Source organism: Streptomyces sp. NPDC101490 (genome assembly GCF_044767145.1).
GTDB lineage: Bacteria > Actinomycetota > Actinomycetes > Streptomycetales > Streptomycetaceae > Streptomyces.
Window position 1 is genome coordinate 108,714 of record NZ_JBIWNI010000021.1, and the last position, 18,845, is coordinate 127,558.

15 protein-coding genes and 1 pseudogene are annotated in these 18,845 nt (G+C 72.6%); 5 read left to right on the plus strand and 11 right to left on the minus strand.

What is annotated here, in order from left to right; all coding sequences use genetic code 11:
- Nucleotides 1–3 precede the first annotated feature (3 nt).
- The 10 genes from ACIRQY_RS28865 to ACIRQY_RS28910 form a co-directional block, all read right to left on the minus strand.
- Nucleotides 4–1,932 carry a TIGR03960 family B12-binding radical SAM protein gene (locus ACIRQY_RS28865; protein WP_403930657.1) on the minus strand — a complete coding sequence of 643 codons (1,929 nt, stop codon included), beginning with the start codon at nucleotides 1,930–1,932 and terminating at the stop codon, nucleotides 4–6.
- 51 nt (nucleotides 1,933–1,983) lie between these two features.
- Complete coding sequence (locus tag ACIRQY_RS28870) at nucleotides 1,984–3,585, minus strand: CHAD domain-containing protein (protein WP_403930659.1); 1,602 nt, start codon at nucleotides 3,583–3,585, stop codon at nucleotides 1,984–1,986.
- Between the two features lie 83 nt (nucleotides 3,586–3,668).
- Nucleotides 3,669–4,868, minus strand: coding sequence for a rod shape-determining protein RodA (gene rodA / locus ACIRQY_RS28875; RefSeq protein WP_403930661.1), 1,200 nt, complete (start codon nucleotides 4,866–4,868; stop codon nucleotides 3,669–3,671).
- A 4-nt stretch (nucleotides 4,869–4,872) separates the two neighbouring features.
- A complete protein-coding gene (mrdA, locus tag ACIRQY_RS28880; protein ID WP_403930663.1) occupies nucleotides 4,873–7,143 on the minus strand; it encodes a penicillin-binding protein 2 in 2,271 nt (756 codons plus the stop codon).
- 19 nt (nucleotides 7,144–7,162) lie between these two features.
- Nucleotides 7,163–7,831, minus strand: a complete 669-nt coding sequence (gene mreD, locus ACIRQY_RS28885; RefSeq protein WP_351792795.1) for a rod shape-determining protein MreD — start codon at nucleotides 7,829–7,831, stop codon at nucleotides 7,163–7,165.
- Nucleotides 7,828–8,910 (minus strand): rod shape-determining protein MreC, encoded by a 1,083-nt coding sequence (mreC, locus tag ACIRQY_RS28890; RefSeq protein WP_403930665.1) that lies wholly within the window; start codon nucleotides 8,908–8,910, stop codon nucleotides 7,828–7,830. The genes mreD and mreC overlap by 4 nt, the downstream gene beginning before the upstream one ends.
- Before the next feature lie 85 nt (nucleotides 8,911–8,995).
- A complete protein-coding gene (locus ACIRQY_RS28895) occupies nucleotides 8,996–10,015 on the minus strand; it encodes a rod shape-determining protein (protein ID WP_125753625.1) in 1,020 nt (339 codons plus the stop codon).
- Nucleotides 10,016–10,316: 301 nt separating this feature from the next.
- On the minus strand, nucleotides 10,317–10,730 hold the full coding sequence (gene ndk / locus ACIRQY_RS28900) for a nucleoside-diphosphate kinase (protein ID WP_351792789.1): 414 nt from the start codon (nucleotides 10,728–10,730) through the stop codon (nucleotides 10,317–10,319).
- Nucleotides 10,731–10,796: 66 nt separating this feature from the next.
- The gene (locus ACIRQY_RS28905; RefSeq protein WP_351792787.1) at nucleotides 10,797–11,162 is read right to left on the minus strand and encodes a DUF4233 domain-containing protein; all 366 of its coding nucleotides are present in this window, start codon (nucleotides 11,160–11,162) and stop codon (nucleotides 10,797–10,799) included.
- Nucleotides 11,163–11,167: 5 nt separating this feature from the next.
- Nucleotides 11,168–12,676: a bifunctional folylpolyglutamate synthase/dihydrofolate synthase gene (locus tag ACIRQY_RS28910; RefSeq protein ID WP_403930668.1), complete on the minus strand. Its 1,509-nt coding sequence runs from the start codon at nucleotides 12,674–12,676 to the stop codon at nucleotides 11,168–11,170.
- Nucleotides 12,677–12,788: 112 nt separating this feature from the next.
- On the opposite strand from ACIRQY_RS28910, the gene ACIRQY_RS28915 reads away from it, so the two are divergent.
- Nucleotides 12,789–13,811: a rod shape-determining protein gene (locus ACIRQY_RS28915; protein WP_403930670.1), complete on the plus strand. Its 1,023-nt coding sequence runs from the start codon at nucleotides 12,789–12,791 to the stop codon at nucleotides 13,809–13,811.
- Nucleotides 13,812–13,946: 135 nt separating this feature from the next.
- Here the strand turns inward: ACIRQY_RS28915 and ACIRQY_RS28920 are convergent, their stop codons facing one another.
- Complete coding sequence (locus ACIRQY_RS28920; protein ID WP_403930672.1) at nucleotides 13,947–15,086, minus strand: sensor histidine kinase; 1,140 nt, start codon at nucleotides 15,084–15,086, stop codon at nucleotides 13,947–13,949.
- Between the two features lie 102 nt (nucleotides 15,087–15,188).
- Here ACIRQY_RS28920 and ACIRQY_RS28925 point away from each other — a divergent pair, with 102 nt between their 5' ends.
- From ACIRQY_RS28925 to ACIRQY_RS28940, 4 genes and pseudogenes are all read left to right on the plus strand, one after another.
- Nucleotides 15,189–16,313 carry a sensor histidine kinase gene (locus tag ACIRQY_RS28925; protein ID WP_403930674.1) on the plus strand — a complete coding sequence of 375 codons (1,125 nt, stop codon included), beginning with the start codon at nucleotides 15,189–15,191 and terminating at the stop codon, nucleotides 16,311–16,313.
- Nucleotides 16,310–17,026, plus strand: coding sequence for a response regulator transcription factor (locus ACIRQY_RS28930; protein ID WP_351792773.1), 717 nt, complete (start codon nucleotides 16,310–16,312; stop codon nucleotides 17,024–17,026). The genes ACIRQY_RS28925 and ACIRQY_RS28930 overlap by 4 nt, the downstream gene beginning before the upstream one ends.
- 452 nt (nucleotides 17,027–17,478) lie before the next feature.
- A complete protein-coding gene (wecB, locus tag ACIRQY_RS28935) occupies nucleotides 17,479–18,639 on the plus strand; it encodes a non-hydrolyzing UDP-N-acetylglucosamine 2-epimerase (RefSeq protein WP_403930676.1) in 1,161 nt (386 codons plus the stop codon).
- 20 nt (nucleotides 18,640–18,659) lie between these two features.
- A pseudogene (locus tag ACIRQY_RS28940) lies at nucleotides 18,660–18,845 on the plus strand (glycosyl transferase); the annotation flags it as partial.

Sequence of the window (18,845 nt, forward strand, 5' to 3'; positions counted from 1 at the left end):
GGGCTACTTCTTGACGGTCAGCGGCAGCAGCTTCTTGCCGGTGGGGCCGATCTGGATGGACGTGTCCATCTGCGGGCAGACGCCGCAGTCGAAGCACGGGGTCCAGCGGCAGTCCTCGACCTCGGTCTCGTCGAGGGAGTCCTGCCAGTCCTCCCACAGCCAGTCCTTGTCGAGACCGGAGTCGAGGTGGTCCCAGGGCAGGACCTCCTCGTAGGAGCGCTCGCGGGTGGTGTACCAGGCGACGTCCACCCCCTGCTCGGGGAGGGTCTTCTCGGCGCACCGCATCCAGCGGTCGTACGAGAAGTGCTCGCGCCAGCCGTCGAAGCGGCCGCCGTCCTCGTAGACCGCGCGGATGACGGAGCCGATGCGCCGGTCGCCGCGCGAGAGGAGGCCCTCGACGATGCCGGGCTTGCCGTCGTGGTAGCGGAAGCCGATGGAACGGCCGTACTTCTTGTCGCCGCGGATCTTGTCGCGGAGCTTGCGCAGCCGCTCGTCGGTCTCCTCCGCGGACAGCTGCGGCGCCCACTGGAAGGGGGTGTGCGGCTTGGGGACGAAGCCGCCGATGGAGACGGTGCAGCGGATGTCGTTCTGGCCGGAGACCTTGCGGCCCTCGGCGATCACGTTCATCGCCATGTCGGCGATCTGGAGGACGTCGTCGTCGGTCTCCGTGGGCAGGCCGCACATGAAGTACAGCTTCACCTGGCGCCAGCCGTTGCCGTACGCGGTGGAGACGGTCCGGATGAGGTCCTCCTCCGAGACCATCTTGTTGATGACCTTGCGCATCCGCTCGGAGCCGCCCTCGGGGGCGAAGGTGAGGCCGGAGCGGCGTCCGTTCCTGGTCAGTTCGTTGGCCAGGTCCACGTTGAACGCGTCGACACGGGTGGAGGGCAGCGAGAGGCCGACCTTGTCCTCCGTGTAGCGGTCGGCGAGGCCCTTGGCGATCTCACCGATCTCGGAGTGGTCCGCGGAGGACAGCGAGAGCAGGCCGACCTCCTCGAAGCCGGTCGCCTTGAGGCCGCGCTCCACCATCTCGCCGACGCCGGTGATGCTTCGCTCCCGCACGGGGCGCGTGATCATGCCGGCCTGGCAGAAACGGCAGCCGCGGGTGCAGCCGCGGAAGATCTCGACGGACATGCGCTCGTGGACGGTCTCCGCGAGCGGGACGAGGGGCTGCTTGGGGTAGGGCCACTCGTCGAGGTCCATGACGGTGTGCTTGGAGACCCGCCACGGCACGCCGGACCTGTTGGGGACGACCCGGCCGATACGGCCGTCCGGCAGGTACTCGACGTCGTAGAACGCCGGGACGTAGACGTTGCCGGTCCTCGCGAGGCGGAAGAGGACCTCCTCGCGGCCACCGGGCCTGCCCTCGGCCTTCCAGGCGCGGATGATCTCGGTCATGTCCAGGACGGCCTGCTCGCCGTCGCCGATGATCGCCGCGTCGATGAAGGCCGCGATCGGCTCGGGGTTGAAGGCCGCGTGGCCGCCCGCGAGCACGATCGGGTGGTCGAGCGTCCGGTCCTTCGACTCCAGCGGGATGCCCGCGAGGTCGAGGGCGGTGAGCATGTTGGTGTAGCCCAGCTCGGTGGAGAAGGACAGGCCGAAGACGTCGAAGGAGCCGACCGGGCGGTGGCTGTCGACGGTGAACTGCGGCACCCCGTGCTCGCGCATCAGCTCTTCGAGGTCCGGCCAGACGCTGTAGGTGCGCTCGGCGAGGACGCCCTCGCGCTCGTTCAGCACCTCGTAGAGGATCATGACGCCCTGGTTGGGCAGCCCGACCTCGTACGCGTCCGGGTACATCAGGGCCCAGCGGACGTCGGCGGCCTCCCAGGGCTTGACCGTGGAGTTCAGCTCTCCACCGACGTACTGGATCGGCTTCTGGACGTGCGGGAGCAGAGCTTCGAGCTGGGGAAAGACAGACTCGGCACTAGACATGTCGAACCTTCGTGAGCTGGCAGGGGGCGACTCTCAAGCGTACCCCGGTGCTCAGCGCCTCCGAGCCGCCCCGATTCCGGCGTCCGCGGCGCGGGCCCAGGCCTCCGGCAGTTCCCGCTCGGCGGTCGCGGCGGCGGCTTCCTCCCGCCCGTAGAGGAGTCCCCAGGTGAAGGAGGGTTCCCCGGCGGCGCGGGCGTCGGCTGCCAGGCCGCGCAGGGCGGCGCGGGCGACGACGGCGTCTTGGTGCTCGCCGAGCAGGCCCTGTACGGCCTTCACCCGGTCCGCCAGGCGCCCGGCCGGTTTCCCGAGGGCCGGGCGGGCGGCCTCGGCCGCGTACCGGAGGCGTTTGGCGGCCTTGCGGGCCTCGTGGAGGGCGAGGTCGCGCTCGTGTCCCGGGGCGAGGGCGAGGGCGTGGTCGATCCGGGCGGCGAGGCGGGCGTGGTCGGCGCGGACGGCGTGGGCGAGGGCCTCGCCCGCGTCGCGCCGCGCGGCCCCGCGCAGGGGCGGATCGGCGAGGAGGGCGGCGAGGCCGTCGAGGAGGGCGAGGTGGCGGGGGGAGTCGAGGGCCGCGAGGGCCCGCCGCCGGGCTTCGGCGCCCCGGGTCCCGCTCCGGCGGCGCAGCCGGGCCCGGACCGGGCCGTGGACGAGGGTCCTGGGCAGGGCGGCGGTGTGGGCGCGCAGCCGGGCGCCGAGGACCTCCTCGTCGCGGGCGGCGCCGAGTTCTCCGGCGAGCCAGCGCAGTTCGGCGGCGAGGGGGTCGGTGACGTTCCGGTCGAAGAGGCGCCGGTGGGTGCGCAGGGCGGCGCGCAGGCGTCGGCAGGCGACCCGCAGCTGGTGGACGGCGTCGGGGAGGTCGCGGCGGACGGCGGGGTCGTAGGTGACGAGGGCGTCGGTCGCCGCGCGGAGGTAGGAGAGGACGGCGGCTCCGGCGGTGCCGGGCGGGCCGGGGGCGGGGGCCGGGGCGGGGGGTGTGCCGGTCTCGGCGAGGGCCCTGGCGAGTTTGGAGGTGGAGGCGGAGGGGTGGATGCCCGCCTCGCGGAGGCGGGCGGCGACGGCGTCGAGGAGGGCGGGGTCGGCGCCGTCGGCGAGTTCGGCCTCGATCTCGGTCCAGGCGGTCCGGGGGCCGTCGGGGAGCCGTCGGGCGCGGACGGTGTCGACGGAGAGTTCGGCGAGGAGGGTGCCGTCGGCGGCGACGAGGTGGCGGACGTCCCGTGCGGAGCGGAGCCGGACGACGGGGACGGCCGGGTCATGGCGGAGCCGGGAACGCAGCAGTTCCGCCAGTTCGCCGGGGAGCGCGTCGGCCAGCGGGGCCCTGATCTCGTCGCGGACGCCGGGGGCGACGGGGAACTTGAGGTGCCAGCCCGCGTCGTCGCCGCCGGTGCGGCGGCGCAGGGTGAGGCCGTCGGCGGCGAGGCGCAGGCCGGGCGTGTCGTAGTAGACGGCGTCGAGTTCCACGACGCCCCGGTCCAGGACCCCGGCGACCCCCGGGACCCGGGTGAGGTCGGGCACCGGGGTGTCCGGGGCGGCCTCGTACTTCCGCTCGATCTCGCGCTTGGTCTCGCGCCCGCCGCTTCTCCGCCCGGTCACCCGTCGGCTCCCGCGCCCGGTCTCACGCCCGGTCTCGCGTCGGCTCTCTCGCTCGCTCTCGGCCATGTCTCGAATCTAGGCCGTCTCCCCCGGTTCGCGCCCGGTCCGGAGGCCCTGCCCTGCGGGACCGGGGGACGGACGGGCCGCGCTCAGGCGGTCATCGGGCGCTGGACGCGGATCGACTGGAGCAGTCCGATGGCCACCCATACGGCGAACATGGAGGAGCCGCCGTAGGAGACGAACGGCAGCGGGAGGCCCGCGACCGGCATGATGCCCAGGGTCATGCCGATGTTCTCGAAGGACTGGAAGGCGAACCAGGCGATGATGCCGGCGGCGACGACCGTGCCGTACAGCTCGGTGGTCTCGCGGGCGATGCGGCAGGCCCGCCAGAGGATGACTCCGAGGAGGACGAGGATGAGGCCCGCTCCGACGAAACCGAGTTCCTCTCCCGCGACGGTGAAGACGAAGTCGGTCTGCTGTTCGGGGACGAACTGGCCGGTGGTCTGGGAGCCCTTGAAGAGTCCGGCGCCGAGGAGGCCGCCGGAGCCGATCGCGATGCGGGCCTGGTTGGTGTTGTAGCCGACGCCGGAGGGGTCGAGGTCGGGGTTGGCGAAGGCCGCGAAGCGGTTGATCTGGTACTCGTCGAGCATGCCGAGGGCGGTGACGAGGACCGCGCCGAGGACGCCCGCGCCGATCAGGCCGAGGACCCAGCGGTTGGAGGCGCCGGAGGCGAGCAGCACACCGAGCACGATGACGATCATGACCATGACCGAGCCGAGGTCGGGCATCAGCATGACGATGCCCATGGGGAGCGCGGCGAGGGTGAGGGCCTTGGCGACGGTGCGGTGGTCGGGGTGGAGCTGGTCCCCCGCGTCGACCTTGGAGGCCAGCAGCATCGCCATGATCAGGATGATCGTGATCTTGACGAACTCGCTGGGCTGGAGGGAGAAGCCGCCGCCGACGACGATCCACGCGTGGGCGCCGTTGATGGTGGCGCCGAGCGGGGTGAGGACGGCGAGGATCAGCACGATCGAGAGTCCGTAGAGGACGGGGACGGCGCCGCGCAGGGTGCGGTGGCCGAGCCAGACCGTGCTGATCATCAGGGCGACGCCGATGCCGGTGTTGAGCAGGTGCCGGAAAAGGAAGTAGTACGGGTCGCCGTTGTTGAGTTCGGTGCGGCCCCGGGTCGCGGACCAGACGAGGAGCGCGCCGATCCCGGAGAGCGCGAGCGCGGAGAGCAGCATCGGCCAGTCGAGGCGGCGGACCACCGAGTCGCGGGCGGCCAGCTTCGCGAGCGTGCCGCGCTCGGGGGCGTACCGGGAGACGGAGAAGCCGTGGGGTGCGCTCATGGGGTCAGTCCCTCCGCCAGGCGGCGGGCGGGCCCGCGAGTTCCTGCTGGTCCCGCTGGCCGGGCTGGACGGGGTCGGGCTTCGTGGGGTCGGGCTGGGCGGGGTCGGCCGGGGGCTGGGCGCCGCCGGGCGTCCTGAGGGGCGTGTTCGGGTCCACCTTCTGGGCCTCGGGGTCGTACGGTCCGATCTTCGGGGCGTCGATGGAGCCGTCCGCCTCGATCCTGGGGAGGCTCTTCTGCGGCTGCGGCAGCAGGGCCCGCTTGAGGTCCTGGTTGCCCGCGTCGTCGAGTCCGTAGAGCGCGTCGTAGATGTTGCGCACGGCGGGTCCGGAGGCGCCGGAGCCGGTGCCGCCCTGGGAGATCGTCATGACGATCGAGTAGTCCCTGGTGTACGTGGCGAACCAGGAGGTCGTCTGCTTGCCGTAGACCTCGGCGGTGCCCGTCTTGGCGTGCATCGGGATCTTGTCCTGCGGCCAGCCGCCGAATCGCCAGGCGGCGGTGCCACGGGTCGCGACTCCCGCGAGGGCCTGCTCTATCAATCCCTGCGTCTTGGCGTTCATCGGGAGCTTGCCGTGCGACTTGGGCTCGATCTCGGTGATCCGCTTGCCGTCGGGGCTGACGACCGCCTTGCCGACGGTGGGGTTCCAGAGGGTTCCGCCGTTGGCGATGGCGGCGTAGATGGTGGCCATCTGGATGGGGGTGACGAGGGTGTCGCCCTGGCCGATGGAGTAGTTGACGGAGTCACCGGCGCGCATGAGGTTGCCTTCGAGGCAGTTCTCGTACGAGAGCTGCTCGACGTAGGTGCCGCCGCGCTTGCCGATCTTGCACCAGTAGTCCTTGTTGGCCGCCCAGAAGTCCCGCTTCCACTTGCGGTCGGGGACGCGTCCGGTGACCTCGTTGGGGAGGTCGATGCCGGTCTCGGCGCCGAGGCCGAACTGGTGGGCCGTCCGGTAGAACCAGTCCTTGGCGTCCTTCTTCGGCTTCATGCCGCCGTCCTTCTGCCACTGCTGGTGGGAGAGGGCGTAGTAGACGGTGTCGCAGGAAACTTCGAGGGCCTGGCCGAGGGTGATGCTGCCGTGGCCCTGGGACTCGAAGTTCTTGAAGACCTGGTTGCCGATGGAGTACGAGGACGGGCAGGGGTAGCGCCCGTTGAAGTCGTAGCCCGCGTTGACGGCGGCGGTGGTCGGGATGACCTTGAAGATCGAGCCGGGGGCGGCCTGGCCCTGGATGGCCCGGTTGAGGAGCGGGAGGTTGGAGTCCTTGCCTGTGAGGGCCGCGTAGTCCTTGGCGGAGATGCCGCCGACCCAGGCGTTGGGGTCGTAGTCGGGCAGCGAGGCCATGGCGACGATCCGGCCGGTCTTCGTCTCCATGACGACGACGGCGCCCGTGTCGGCCTTGTAGTTCTCGCTGGTGTTCTTGTCGTAGAGCTTGCGGGCCTCGACCATCGCGTTGTTCAGCTCCCACTCGGCGACCGCCTGCACGCGGGCGTCGATGGAGGTGACGACGTTGGAGCCGGGGACGGCGGGGTCGCTCTTGGCCCGGCCGATGACCCGGCCGAGGTTGTCGACCTCGTAGCGGGTGACGCCCGCCTTGCCGCGCAGCTGCTTGTCGTAGGTCCGCTCCAGGCCCGAGCGGCCGACCTGGTCGGAGCGGAGGAACGGCGAGTCGGTGTCCTTGGCCTTCTCGATCTCCGCGTCGGTGACGGGTGAGAGGTAGCCGAGGACCTGGGAGGTGCGGGACTTGCCGGGGGCCGGGTAGCGGCGTACGGCGGTGGGCTCGGCGGTGATGCCGGGGAAGTCCTCGGCGCGTTCCCGGATCTGGAGGGCCTGCTGGGTGGTGGCCTCGTCGGTGACCGGGATCGGCTGGTAGGGCGAACCGTTCCAGCAGGGCTTGGGGGTCTGGGAGTCGCAGAGCCGGATCTTGTTGATGACCTCGTCGGGCTTCATGTCGAGGACGTCGGCGAGCCGGGTGAGGACGGCCTTGCCCCGGTCCTTCATCTTCATCAGCTCGGTGCGGGACGCGGAGACCACGAGCCGGGTCTCGTTGTCGGCGAGCGGGACGCCCCGGGCGTCGAGGACGGAGCCGCGCACGGCGGGCTGCACGACCTGCTGGACGTGGTTGTTCTTCGCCTCGTCGGTGTACTCCTTGCCGTTGCGGATCTGGAGGTACCAGAGCCGGCCCCCCAGGGTCAGCAGCAGCGAGAAGACGAGGATCTGGATGACGACGAGCCGGATCTGGACCCGGGGGGTCCGCCCTGTCTCGGGGATGTTGCTCATACCGCCGGTGCCCCCTCGGTCACAGTCGCTTGACTCCCTTGATGCGTCCGGCCCGTGAGGCGCGGCCCCGGGCGGCCTTCACGCGCAGGCCGCCGCGCTGGTTGCCGATCCTCAGGCCGGTGCCGGAGGAGAGCCAGCCGGAGGCCACGTCGGCGCCGTTGCCGCCGCCCGCGTCGGCGAGCGGGTCGTTCTCCGCGCGGCGGGCCAGCGCCATGATGAGCGGCACCGTGAAGGGCGCGAGGAGCAGGTCGTACACGGCCGCGGTGAACAGCAGGAACCCCAGGCCGACATGGCGGGCCGCGGTGTCGCCGACGAGGGCGCCGACGCCCGCGTACAGCAGGGTGGAGCCGACGGCCGCCGCGACGACGACGGCCATCGGGCCGGTCGCGGAGGTCAGCCGGCCGTTCTCGGGCCGGGCGAGGCCCACGAGGTAGCCGACGACGCAGAGGACGAGGGCGTACCGTCCGGCGGCGTGGTCGGCGGGCGGGGCGAGGTCGGCGAGGAGGCCCGCGGCGAAGCCGATGAGGGAGCCGCTGACGGGTCCGTACACCAGGGCGAGGCCGACGACGGTCAGCAGCACCAGGTCGGGGACGGCGCCGGGGAGCTGGAGCCGGGCCAGGACGGAGACCTGGACGACCATGGACACCACGATCAGGGTGGCGGAGAGGAGGATGCGGTTGAACTTCACGGTGTCGCGTCCCCCTGGTCCTGCGGCGCCTGCTGGTTCTGGTTCTGGTTCTGGGGTGCCTGCGGGTTCTGGTTCTGGTTCTGAGGTGCCTGCGGGTTCTGGCCGGGCTTGAGGCCCTGTGCCTGGTCCTGCGGCTGGGCGTTCTGCTGTCCGCCGGGGTCGCGCTGTCCGTCCGCCGGGGTCGGTGTGACGGTGACCGTGACGGTCGGCGCGGGCTTCGGCTTCTGCGGCAGGACGGTGTCGCGCGGGTCGGAGCGCGGGGCCTGGACGACGACGCCGACGATGTCGAGCTTGGTGAAGCCGACGTACGGGCGGACGTAGACGTTGCGGGTGAGGCCGCCGCCCGCGGGGTCGACGCGGACGACCTCGCCGACCGGGACGCCGGGCACGAAGGGCTTGTCGGCGCGGGAGCCGAAGGTGACGAGCCGGTCCCCGGCCTTCACCTTGGCCTTGCCGTTGAGCAGCTGGACGAGCAGCGGACGGTCGCCCTGGCCGGTGGCGAAGCCGAGTTCGTCGGACTTCTCCATCCGGGTGCCGACCGTGAAGTCGGGGTCGTTGGCGAGGAGGACCGTGGAGGTCGAGGGGCCGACGGTGGTGACGCGGCCGACGAGTCCGGAGCCGTTGAGCACGGTCATGTCCCGGGTGATGCCGTCCCGGGCGCCGACGTCGACGGTGACGGTCCAGGAGAAGCCCTGGGCCGCTCCTATGGCGATGACCTGCGCGCCCTTGATGCCGTACTGCCCGGCGCCCGCGGTCTTCAGCATGGCGTCGAGCTCGCGGAGCCGGTTGCCGTTGCGGTCGTCGCTGCCGAGCCGCGCCTTCAGCTCGGCGTTCTCCTTCTCCAGGGCGGCGATCCTGGTGTGCCGTTCACCGGAGTCCCGTACGGCTCCTATGGCGTTGCCGATGGGATCGACGGCGGCCGCCACACCGTTCTCGACGGGCCCGAAGACCGCGGCCGCGGCCTGTCGGGCACCGTCGACGGGTGACTCCTGGCCGCCTCGGATGTCCACCGTGATCAGTGCGAACGCGATGGCGATCAGCAGCACCAGGAGCAGGCGGCTCTCTCGTGTGTCCCTCACGTGCGGCGGCCGTGCCTTTCCTCGTGGTCCGGTTCTTCGGTTGTTCGGCTGTGCGGGTGGAGCGGCGGCGACGGCCCCGCCGCCGTCAGCGGCGCGGCTGGGCGTCCAGGACCTGCTGGAGGGCCTCGAACTCCTCCACGCACTTGCCCGCGCCGAGCGCCACCGAGTCCAGCGGGTCCTCGGCGATGTGGATCGGCATTCCGGTCTCGCGGCGGAGGCGCTCGTCCAGGCCCCGGAGCAGGGCGCCGCCACCGGTGAGAACGATGCCGCGGTCCATGACGTCACCGGAGAGTTCCGGCGGGCACTTGTCGAGGGTGGTCTTCACCGCGTCGACGATCGCGTTGACGGGCTCCTCGATGGCCTTGCGGACCTCGGCGGCGGAGATGACGACGGTCTTCGGGAGGCCGGAGACGAGGTCGCGGCCCCGGATCTCGGTGTGCTCGTCCTTGTCGAGGTCGTACGCCGAACCGATGGTGATCTTGATCTGTTCGGCGGTGCGCTCGCCGAGGAGGAGCGAGTACTCCTTCTTGATGTGCTGGATGATCGCGTTGTCCAGCTCGTCGCCCGCGACGCGGATCGACTGCGCCGTGACGATCCCGCCGAGGGAGATGACGGCGACCTCGGTGGTGCCGCCGCCGATGTCCACGACCATGTTGCCGGTGGCCTCGTGGACCGGGAGGCCCGATCCGATGGCCGCCGCCATGGGCTCCTCGATGATGTGCACCTGACGGGCACCGGCCTGCGTGGACGCCTCGATGACGGCGCGGCGCTCGACCCCGGTGATACCGGAGGGCACACAGACGACGACCCGGGGGCGGGCCAGGTAGCGGCGCTTGTGGATCTTGAGGATGAAGTAGCGGAGCATCCGCTCGGTGATCTCGAAGTCGGCGATCACGCCGTCCTTCAGGGGGCGTACGGCGACGATGTTGCCGGGGGTGCGGCCGATCATCTTCTTCGCCTCCGCGCCGACCGCGAGGATGCCACCGGTGTTGGTGTTGATGGCGACGACGGAGGGCTCGTTCAGGACGATGCCCCGGCCCCTGACGTACACCAGCGTGTTGGCGGTCCCGAGGTCGACAGCCATGTCACGGCCGATGAACGACATTGAGTTCCCCTTGTTTCCCATGGCTGAGAGTGGTGCGGCGTGGAGTTTTCCATCGTAGTGCCGCCGGCGCGGATACCGCGCGGTGGTCCGTCTCTGTACAGGTGACGGAAGGACGCGGCGATCCGTTCCCGGGATGGGCGTTCATATGCCTGGGGGCGACCGAATTCCTTCGGTCGCCCCATCAGGGTGCTGCGTTCGGCTGACACCAGGTCAGCACGGGCCGGTGCGCGGTCCGGACGGCGCCGGTGCGGCGGCGCCAGTGCGGCGGTACCGGCCGGACGAGACCGCCGAGCGGTACCGGTCAGACGAGGCCGGGGAAGAAGATCTTCAGCTCGCGGAGGGCCGACTCCTCGGAGTCGGAGGCGTGGATCAGGTTCTCGCGGACGATGGTGCCGAAGTCGCCGCGGATCGAACCGGGGGCGGCGGCGATCGGGTCGGTCGGTCCGGCCAGCTGACGGACGCCCTCGATGACCCGCTCGCCCTCGACGACGAGCGCGACGACCGGGCCGGAGGCCATGAAGCCCATCAGCGGCTCGTAGAACGGCTTTCCACGGTGCTCGCCGTAGTGCTGCTCCAGGGTCTCCTGGTCCAGCTCACGCAGCTCCAGGGCCGCCAGGGTCCAGCCGGCCTTGCGCTCGATGCGGCCGATGATCTCGCCGACCAGGCCACGGCGGACGGCGTCGGGCTTGAGCAGGACGAGCGTGCGCTGGCTCACGGGGGAACTCCTTCGGAAAAGCGGTGTGCGGGACCTCCGAGGCTACAGGCCCCGCACCCCCCTCGGTCACGCAGCGTCAGGCCCTGCCGAGGCCCCGGCGGCCTGGTTCGCGGCCCAGCCCGCCTTCACCTCGTCGATCCGCCGCCCGTAGTGGACCGAGGCCCACCACAGTCCGGCGAAGACCGCGCCGAGGAAGAACATCGTCGGGACGAAGAACCCGCTGGCGACCAGGCCGATCTGGAGGGCCCAGCCGAGCTGCACGCCACCGGGCCGGGTGACCATGCCGCACAGCAGCACCGACAGGACCATGGCGACACCGCAGACCCACCAGACGGTGGACATCGCGAGGCTGTCGTCCTTCATCGCCACGAGACCGGCGAAACCGATCACGAAGAACTCGCCGATGAGCGTCGAGGAACAGAGCGTACGCATCGGGCTCAGCCCTTCCGGAGGAGCAGCCGGGCATCGCCGACCGTGAAGATCGAACCGGTCACCAGGACTCCCGCGCCGCCGTACTCGGCGTCCTCCTCGGCCAGGGTGATCGCCGCCTCGATGGCGTCGGGCAGCCTCGGCTCGACGACGACCCGCTCCTCGCCGAAGACCTCGACCGCGATCGCGGCGAGCGCGTCCACGTCGGTGGCCCGGGGGTTGGAGTTCGCCGTGATCACGACCTCCGCGAAGATCGGCTCGAAGGCCTCCAGGAGGCCCCGGGCGTCCTTGTCGCCGCTCGTGGAGACCACGCCGATGAGCCGGGAGAAGCCGAAGGCCTCGCCGATGCCCTCCGCCGTGGCGCGCGCGCCGTGCGGGTTGTGCGCGGCGTCGAGGACCACCGTCGGGGAGGAGCGGACGATCTCCAGGCGGCCGGGCGAGGCCACCCGGGCGAAGGCCTGACGGACCGTGTCCACGTCCAGGGTCCTGGCGTGCTGGGAGCCGATCCCGAAGAAGGCCTCGACGGCGGCCAGCGCCACCACCGCGTTGTGCGCCTGGTAGGCGCCGTGCAGCGGCAGGAACACGTTGTCGTACTCGCCGCCCAGACCGCGCAGGGTCAGGAGCTGCCCGCCGACCGCGACCTCGCGGGAGACGACGCCGAACTCCATGCCCTCGCGGGCCACGGTGGCGTCCGCGCCGACGGCCTTCTTCAGCAGCACCTGCGCCGCGTCCACCGGCTGCTGGGCCAGGATGACGGTGGCGTCCTGCTTGATGATCCCGGACTTCTCCCCGGCGATCTCGCCGGTCGTGCCGCCGAGCCGGTCGGTGTGGTCGAGGTCGATCGGGGTGACGACGGCGACGGTCGCGTCGATCACGTTCGTCGCGTCCCAGGTGCCGCCCATGCCGACCTCGACGACGGCCACGTCGACCGGGGCGTCGGCGAAGGCCGCGTACGCCATCGCGGTGAGGACCTCGAAGAAGGAGAGCCGGTACTCCTCGCGGGAGTCGACCAGTTCCACGTACGGCTTGACGTCCTGGTACGTCTCGATGAACCGCTGGGCGGAGATCGGGGCGCCGTCCAGGCTGATCCGCTCGGTGATCGTCTGCACGTGCGGCGAGGTGTACCGCCCGGTGCGCAGCTCGAAGGCGCCGAGCAGCGCCTCGATCATGCGGGCCGTGGACGTCTTGCCGTTGGTGCCGGTGATGTGGATCGAGGGGTAGGCGCGCTGCGGCTCGCCGAGGACGTCCATCAGGGCCGCGATCCGGGTGACGGAGGGCTCCAGCTTGGTCTCGCCCCAGCGGGTGGACAGCTCGGTCTCCACCTCGCGCAGGGCCTTGTCCAGCTCCGGGTCCTCGGGGCGGCCGGGCACGGGGTCGCCGACCGGCGGCCCGGACTGGGTGCGCAGGGTGCGGCTGCCGGCCTCGATCACCGCCAGATCGGGATCACGGGTGGTTTCGTCGTCGACGATGGCGTCGAAGGCGTCGGGCGTGTCGGACGGGTCGCGGGGCTCACTCACGGGCCCAGTCTACGGAGCGGCCACGACACCACGACCGACAGGACCATGGACCCGGCCGTTTCGGGACCTTCGGCCCGCCGTCCGTCCCACCCGCCGGGCAAACTTGGCGATCATGGACATAGGGATCGACCTCGGCACGGCCAACACGCTCCTCTACGCGCGCGGGCGGGGCATCGTGCTCAACGAGCCGTCCGTGGTGGCGATGCAGGAGGGTTCCCGGCACGCGCTCGCGGTCGGTACGGAGGCGAAGGAGACCATCGGCAGGACCCCGGGCTCGATCACCGCGGTCCGTCCGCTGCGGGACGGCGTGATCAGCGACTACGAGGCCGCCGAGGAGATGATCCGGCACTTCGTGCGCAAGGCCTTCCCCGGGCGCAGGCGCCCGCGCACCCGGATGGTGGTGTGCGTGCCGAGCGGGGTGACCCAGGTCGAGCGGCGGGCCATCGTGCACGCCTCGCTCTCGGCGGGCGCCCGCGCGGTCCATCTCGTCGAGGAGCCGATGGCGGCGGCGATCGGCGCGGGCCTTCCGGTCTCCGACCCGCGCGGCTCGATGGTCGTCGACATCGGCGGCGGTACGACGGAGGTGGCGGTGATCTCGCTCGGCGGGATCGTCACGGCCCAGTCCCTCCGGGTGGGCGGCGACCGGCTGGACGCGGCGGTCACCGACTACGTCCGCAAGGCGCACTCGCTGCTGATCGGCGAGCGGACCGCCGAGGACGTGAAGGTGGCGATCGGCAGCGCCTGGCCGGTGCCGGGCGAGGAGGAGCGCGAGGGCCGTACGTTCACCGTGCGGGGCCGGGAGAAGGTCAGCGGGCTGCCCCGGACGGTGGAGCTGACTGTGCCGGAGGTGCGGGAGGCGCTCGACGAGCCGGTGGAGGCGATCATCGCGGCCGTCCGGGTGACGCTGGAGGAGTGCCCGCCCGAGCTGTCCGGGGACGTCATGGAGTACGGGATCGTGCTCACCGGCGGCGGGGCGCTGCTGCCGGGCCTCGACCTGCGGATGGCCTCGGCGACCGGCATCCCGGTCTTCGTGGCGGACGACCCGCTGGACTGCGTGGCCCTGGGCTCGGGCCGCTGCGTGGAGGACTTCGACGCGCTCCAGCAGGTCCTGGGGAAGGCGGAGACGGTGAGGTGAGAGCCCCTGCCGGGCGGGCGGGAGGGGGCGGCGAGGCGCCCGCGCCGGACGGGCCCGGTGGGGCGCCCGCGCCGGACGGGACCCGTTGGGCGCGCCGGACGGGACCCGTCGGGGCCGCCCCTCAGGAGCGGCCCTTCAGCGGTCCAGGCCCGTCGGGAGCAGGGCCGTCACCGTGTAGACGCCGTCTCCCGGGCGGGCACGCAGGGTGCCGCCCATGCTCGTGACCCGTTCCTCCATGGAGAACAGACCGGTGCCGGTCGAGACGGGCGCCCGGTCCGGCGGCGTCTTCGGCAGCGGGTTGCGGACCTCGGTGCGCAGATCACGGCCCTCGACGGTGATCGTGACCGTCACCGGCAGGCCCGGCGCGTGCTTGGCCGCGTTCGTCAGGCACTCCTGGACGACCCGGTGCACGGCCGCCTGCCGCAGCGGTGACAGCGCCTTCGCCTCCGCCGCGACGGCCAGCTCCACGGGGCTGCCCATCCGTTCGCTCTCCGCCGCCAGCACGGTCAGCCCTTCGAGACCGGGGGTGGCGGCGTCCCGGTCGGCGCGGCGCACGAGCGTCTCGTTGAGCATCAGGTGGGCGCGCCGGGCGGTGTCCGCCAGTTCCTCGAAGTCCTTCTGGTGCGCGTCCCCCCTGGCCCGTACGGCGAGGACCTCGGCCCGTACCGCGAGCACGGTCAGCTCGCGTCCGACCAGGTCGTGGACGTCCCGGCCGACCGAGATCCGCTCCTCCTGGACGGCCTGCCGGGCGGCGGCCTCCCTGCGCTGCGCCTCCAGGGCGTGGACGAGGTCGTGCCGGTACGCGGCGACGCCGACGCCCGCCGCGAGGACGCCGATCGGGACGACCAGGCTCAGGAAGTCGCTGAGGGTGTCACCGTGCCGGGCGGGCCAGCCTGGCGTCTGGAAGAGTCCGTAGGCGACGGCGACGTACAGCAGGGTCGCGGCGACGGCGGCGCGCCGCCCCCGGTACCGGCCGAGCGTGTACAGGGCGAACTGGATCATGGTGAGTTCGTGCAGCCAGCCCATCAGGCCGAGCGCCACCACGTAGGGGACCCACGGCAGCCGCCGCCGGAGCACGAGCGCCGACGCCCCGGCCGCCAGGACGAGGGTCGCGGTGACACCGCTGAGGGAGTTGTCCGCGCGGGCGAGCCCCGGCACGTCCAGCACCATCAGACCGAAGGCGCTGAGCCCGGCGATCACGTCGAGCGCGCGGGGCGACACCGCCCACCGGTCCACGCGACGACGGAGCGCGGGGAGGACGGGGAGGCGGAACATGCCCTCCATCATCCAGGGTCTTTCGTCCCGATGAGGTGGACCTGAAGTCCCGTCTGCTGTGACATCGGGCACTTCGTCCTTTTTGCTGTTTGACTCGGAGGCGTGCACGAAGCCTCACCGGAGCAGTTGTCCCTCGCCGCCGCGCTCCTCGACGCCCTCCCCCAGGCGGCGCTCCTCCTCGACCGGGAGCTGCGGGTGGTCCGGGTCAACCACCGCTTCGCCACCCTCCTGCGGCTGCCCGCCGGGATCGACCTCTCCCCCGGCACCCCCCGGGACCGGGTCGTCGGCCATCTCGCGGGACTGCTGGACCGGCCGGAGGAGCGGCGCAGGCTCCTGGAGGAGAGCGAGACCCACGGCCCCGTCACCCGCACCACCGACTACCACCTGCGGGACGGCCGGACGCTGCGCCGCCGCCGCTCCCCCGTCGCCGACGGGAACCTCCTCCACGGGCACCTGTGGCTGGTCGAGGACGTGACGCGGCAGAGCGAGGCCGAGGAGAACCTGTACGAGCAGGTGCGGAAGCTGGCGGCGCTCGCCGACGAGCGGGCCGCGTTCGCCGGGCGGGCCCTGCACGAGCTGCGCACCCCGCTCGCCACCGTGCTGAGCTTCGCCGAACTCCTCCTCGATCCGGTGGGCGGCCCGCTCAGCCAGGAGCAGACCGCGTACGTCGGCGCCATCCGGCGCGGCGCCCAGCGGATGCGGTCGGTGGCCGAACAGCTGCCGAGGACGGCCTCCGGGGGTCCCCCTCCCGAGCCCCGGCTCGGCCCGGTCCTGGTCCACGAGCTGATCGAGCGGGTGGTCCTGGAGGCGCTCCAGCGGGCCGAGGGCGGCGGCCCCTACATCGCGGCCGAGTGCCCGGTCGCCGGACCGCCGCTGATCGCCGACGGGGGGCTGCTCACGGGCGCCCTCGAAGAGCTGCTGGGCAACGCGCTGCGCTTCACTCCGGCCGAGGGGCGCGTGGAGGTCGTCGGCAGACCGGCCGCCGACCACTGGACGATCGAGATCAGCGACGACGGGATCGGGGTGCCGCTGGAGTACCACGAGGAGATCTTCACGCCGTTCGTACGGGCCCCCAACGCCCGGCGCGGCGGCTACCCGGGCACCGGGCTCGGGCTCGCGGGCGCCCTCGACACCGTACGGCTGCACGGCGGGACGATCACCGTCCGGAACCACGAGGGCCGGCCGGGCGCGGTGTTCACCGTACGGCTGCCCCTCTCCCGCCCATGACCAGGCTCCTGATCGTCGAGGACGACCCCGATCTGGCGCTGGCGCTGCGGGTGACGCTCGCCCGGCGCGGTTACGAGGTGTCCGTCGCGGGCGACGGCCGCGAGGGCCTGCGGCTGCTCTTCGCCGAACGTCCCTCCCTGATGGTCCTCGATCTGCTGCTGCCCGCCCTGGACGGCTGGGAGGTGCTGGACCGGACCCGGGACATGAGCGACCTGCCGGTCCTGGTCCTCTCGGGCCTGGGGGAGGTGGACGACCGGGTGCGGGCGCTGCGGTCGGGCGCCGACGACTACCTGGTCAAGCCGTGCGCGCACGAGGAGCTGCTGGCCCGGGTGGAGGCGCTGCTGCGCAGGTCGGGGCCCCGGCAGTGGGCGGGGGAAGCGGTGGAGGAGGACATGCGGCTGGTCCCGGAGCGGCGGGCGGCGCTCTGGCAGGGCAGCGAGATCCGGCTGAGCGACATCGAGTACCGGCTGCTCCAGCTCCTGGTCCGCAACCGGGGCCGGGTCGTCACCACCGAGCAGCTCCTCGACCAGGTCTGGGACGACACGACGACGATCGGCCGGGACCGGGTCAAGTTCGCGGTGCTCCGGCTCCGCCGCAAGCTCCGCACGGCGGGCGGGGACGGGTCCCGCGACCCGCTGGAGGCGGTCCGGGGCCTCGGCTACCGCTACGAGAGCGCCTCCCGTACGAGGAAGGGTCCCGGCCCGGACGAGTGACGGCCCCGCGCACCGGGACGGAACCGCGTCCGGTCTCCGGCGCCACCCGAGCCGGGCCGCGCCTTGCCGCCGACGCCCGGCACCCGCCCCGAGCCGCCCCGGCCACCGCCCGCACCGGGCGGCGGCCCCGCCCGTACCCGTACCCGTACCCGGTCAGGGCTTCACACCCCGCGGCCCCCGGCACCAACGCCACGCCCCCGGACTCACCGCCGCGGGGTCCGGGGCAGCCGCCCTGCCCCCGTACGTCCCCCGTCCCGGGACCGTCCCCCCGAGCCGCGGGCCGAAGGACCTCCCGTGACCGGGGCCACGCCCGTTCCGGGACGGAAGTCCCGGGTCCGGCGGGCCGAAGGTCCCGGGCCGAGGCCCCCAGCGGCCCCCGGGACACCGGGGACAACCGTGTCGCAACCGTGCGCCACCGCAGCGCGCGACCGACACCCGGCAGCTTCAAGGGTATGAAGCCCCTTCCCGCCCGCAGTGTCGCCGTGGTCCTCGGTACCCGCCCCGAGCTGGTCAAGCTCGCCGAGCTGATCCGGGTCCTGGGCCCGGCCGCCCGGGTCGTGCACACCGGCCAGCACTACGACGACGCCCTCTCCGGCGACTTCCTCGACGAACTGGGACTGCCCGAGCCCGAGTACCTGACGGGGATCGGCGGGCAGCCGCGCGCCGTGCAGGTCGCCGCCGCGCTCGCCGGTCTGGACGAGCGGTTCGCCGCCGATCCCCCGCTCGCGGTCGTCGTCCAGGGCGACACCAACGCCGCGCTCTCCGGCGCGCTCGCCGCCAACGCCCGCGACCTCCCCCTGGTCCACGTCGAGGCGGGCCTGCGCAGCCACGACCGGGCCATGCCCGAGGAGCACAACCGGGTCCTCATCGACCGGCTCGCCGACGTCCTCTGCGCCGCCACCCCCGACAACCGCGACCTCCTGCTCGCCGAGGGCATCGCGGACGAGCGGATCGCCGTCACCGGCAACACCGTCGTCGAAGCCGTCCACGACCACCTCCCGCCGCCGCAGGAGCGCGCCCGCCTGCTCGCCGTCAGCGGTCTCGTCCCCGACGGCTACGTCCTGGCGACCGTCCACCGCCCGGAGAACACCGACGACCCGGCCGCCCTCGCCGCCGTCCTGACGGAGCTGGCCGCGCTCGCCCGCGAGCTGCCGGTCGTCCTCCCGCTGCACCCCCGCACCCGGGCCCGGGTGGAGGCCACCGGTCTGGCGCACCTCCTCGACGGCCTCACCGTGCTGCCCCCGGCCGGATACGGCACCTTCCTGGCGCTGGCCCGGCACGCGGCCCTGATCGTCTCCGACTCCGGCGGCGTCCAGGAGGAGACGACCGTCCTCGGCCGTCCCCTCGTCGTCGTCCGCCGCTCCACCGAACGGCCCGAGTCCCTCACCGACTTCGCCGACCTCGTCGAGCCGGGCCCCGGCATCGGCGCGGCGGCCCGCCGCAGGCTCGCCGAGGGCGGCCTCGGTCTGCGCCACCTGGGCACGCTGCCCAGCCCGTACGGCGACGGCACCGCGTCCCACCGGATCGCCGCCCTGCTCCGCGACCTGGTCGCCGAGCGGGGCGCGGACCGGCCGGTCCCGGCCCCCCGCCACGCCCACGCCACCGCGGCCTGAGACTCCCCCGGAGCACCGCCATGAGCTTCCATCTCGTGCTGTACGTCTTCCCGTTCCTGCTGCTCGCCGGTTTCCTCGTCTACTGGGCCGGGTCACGCCACGCCTACACCAGGCGTGAACCCTCCCGGCCCGGCGACCCGACCGCGTTCGACTGGCACTTCTTCGTCCCCTGCCGCGACGAGGAAGCCGTCATCGCCACCACCGTC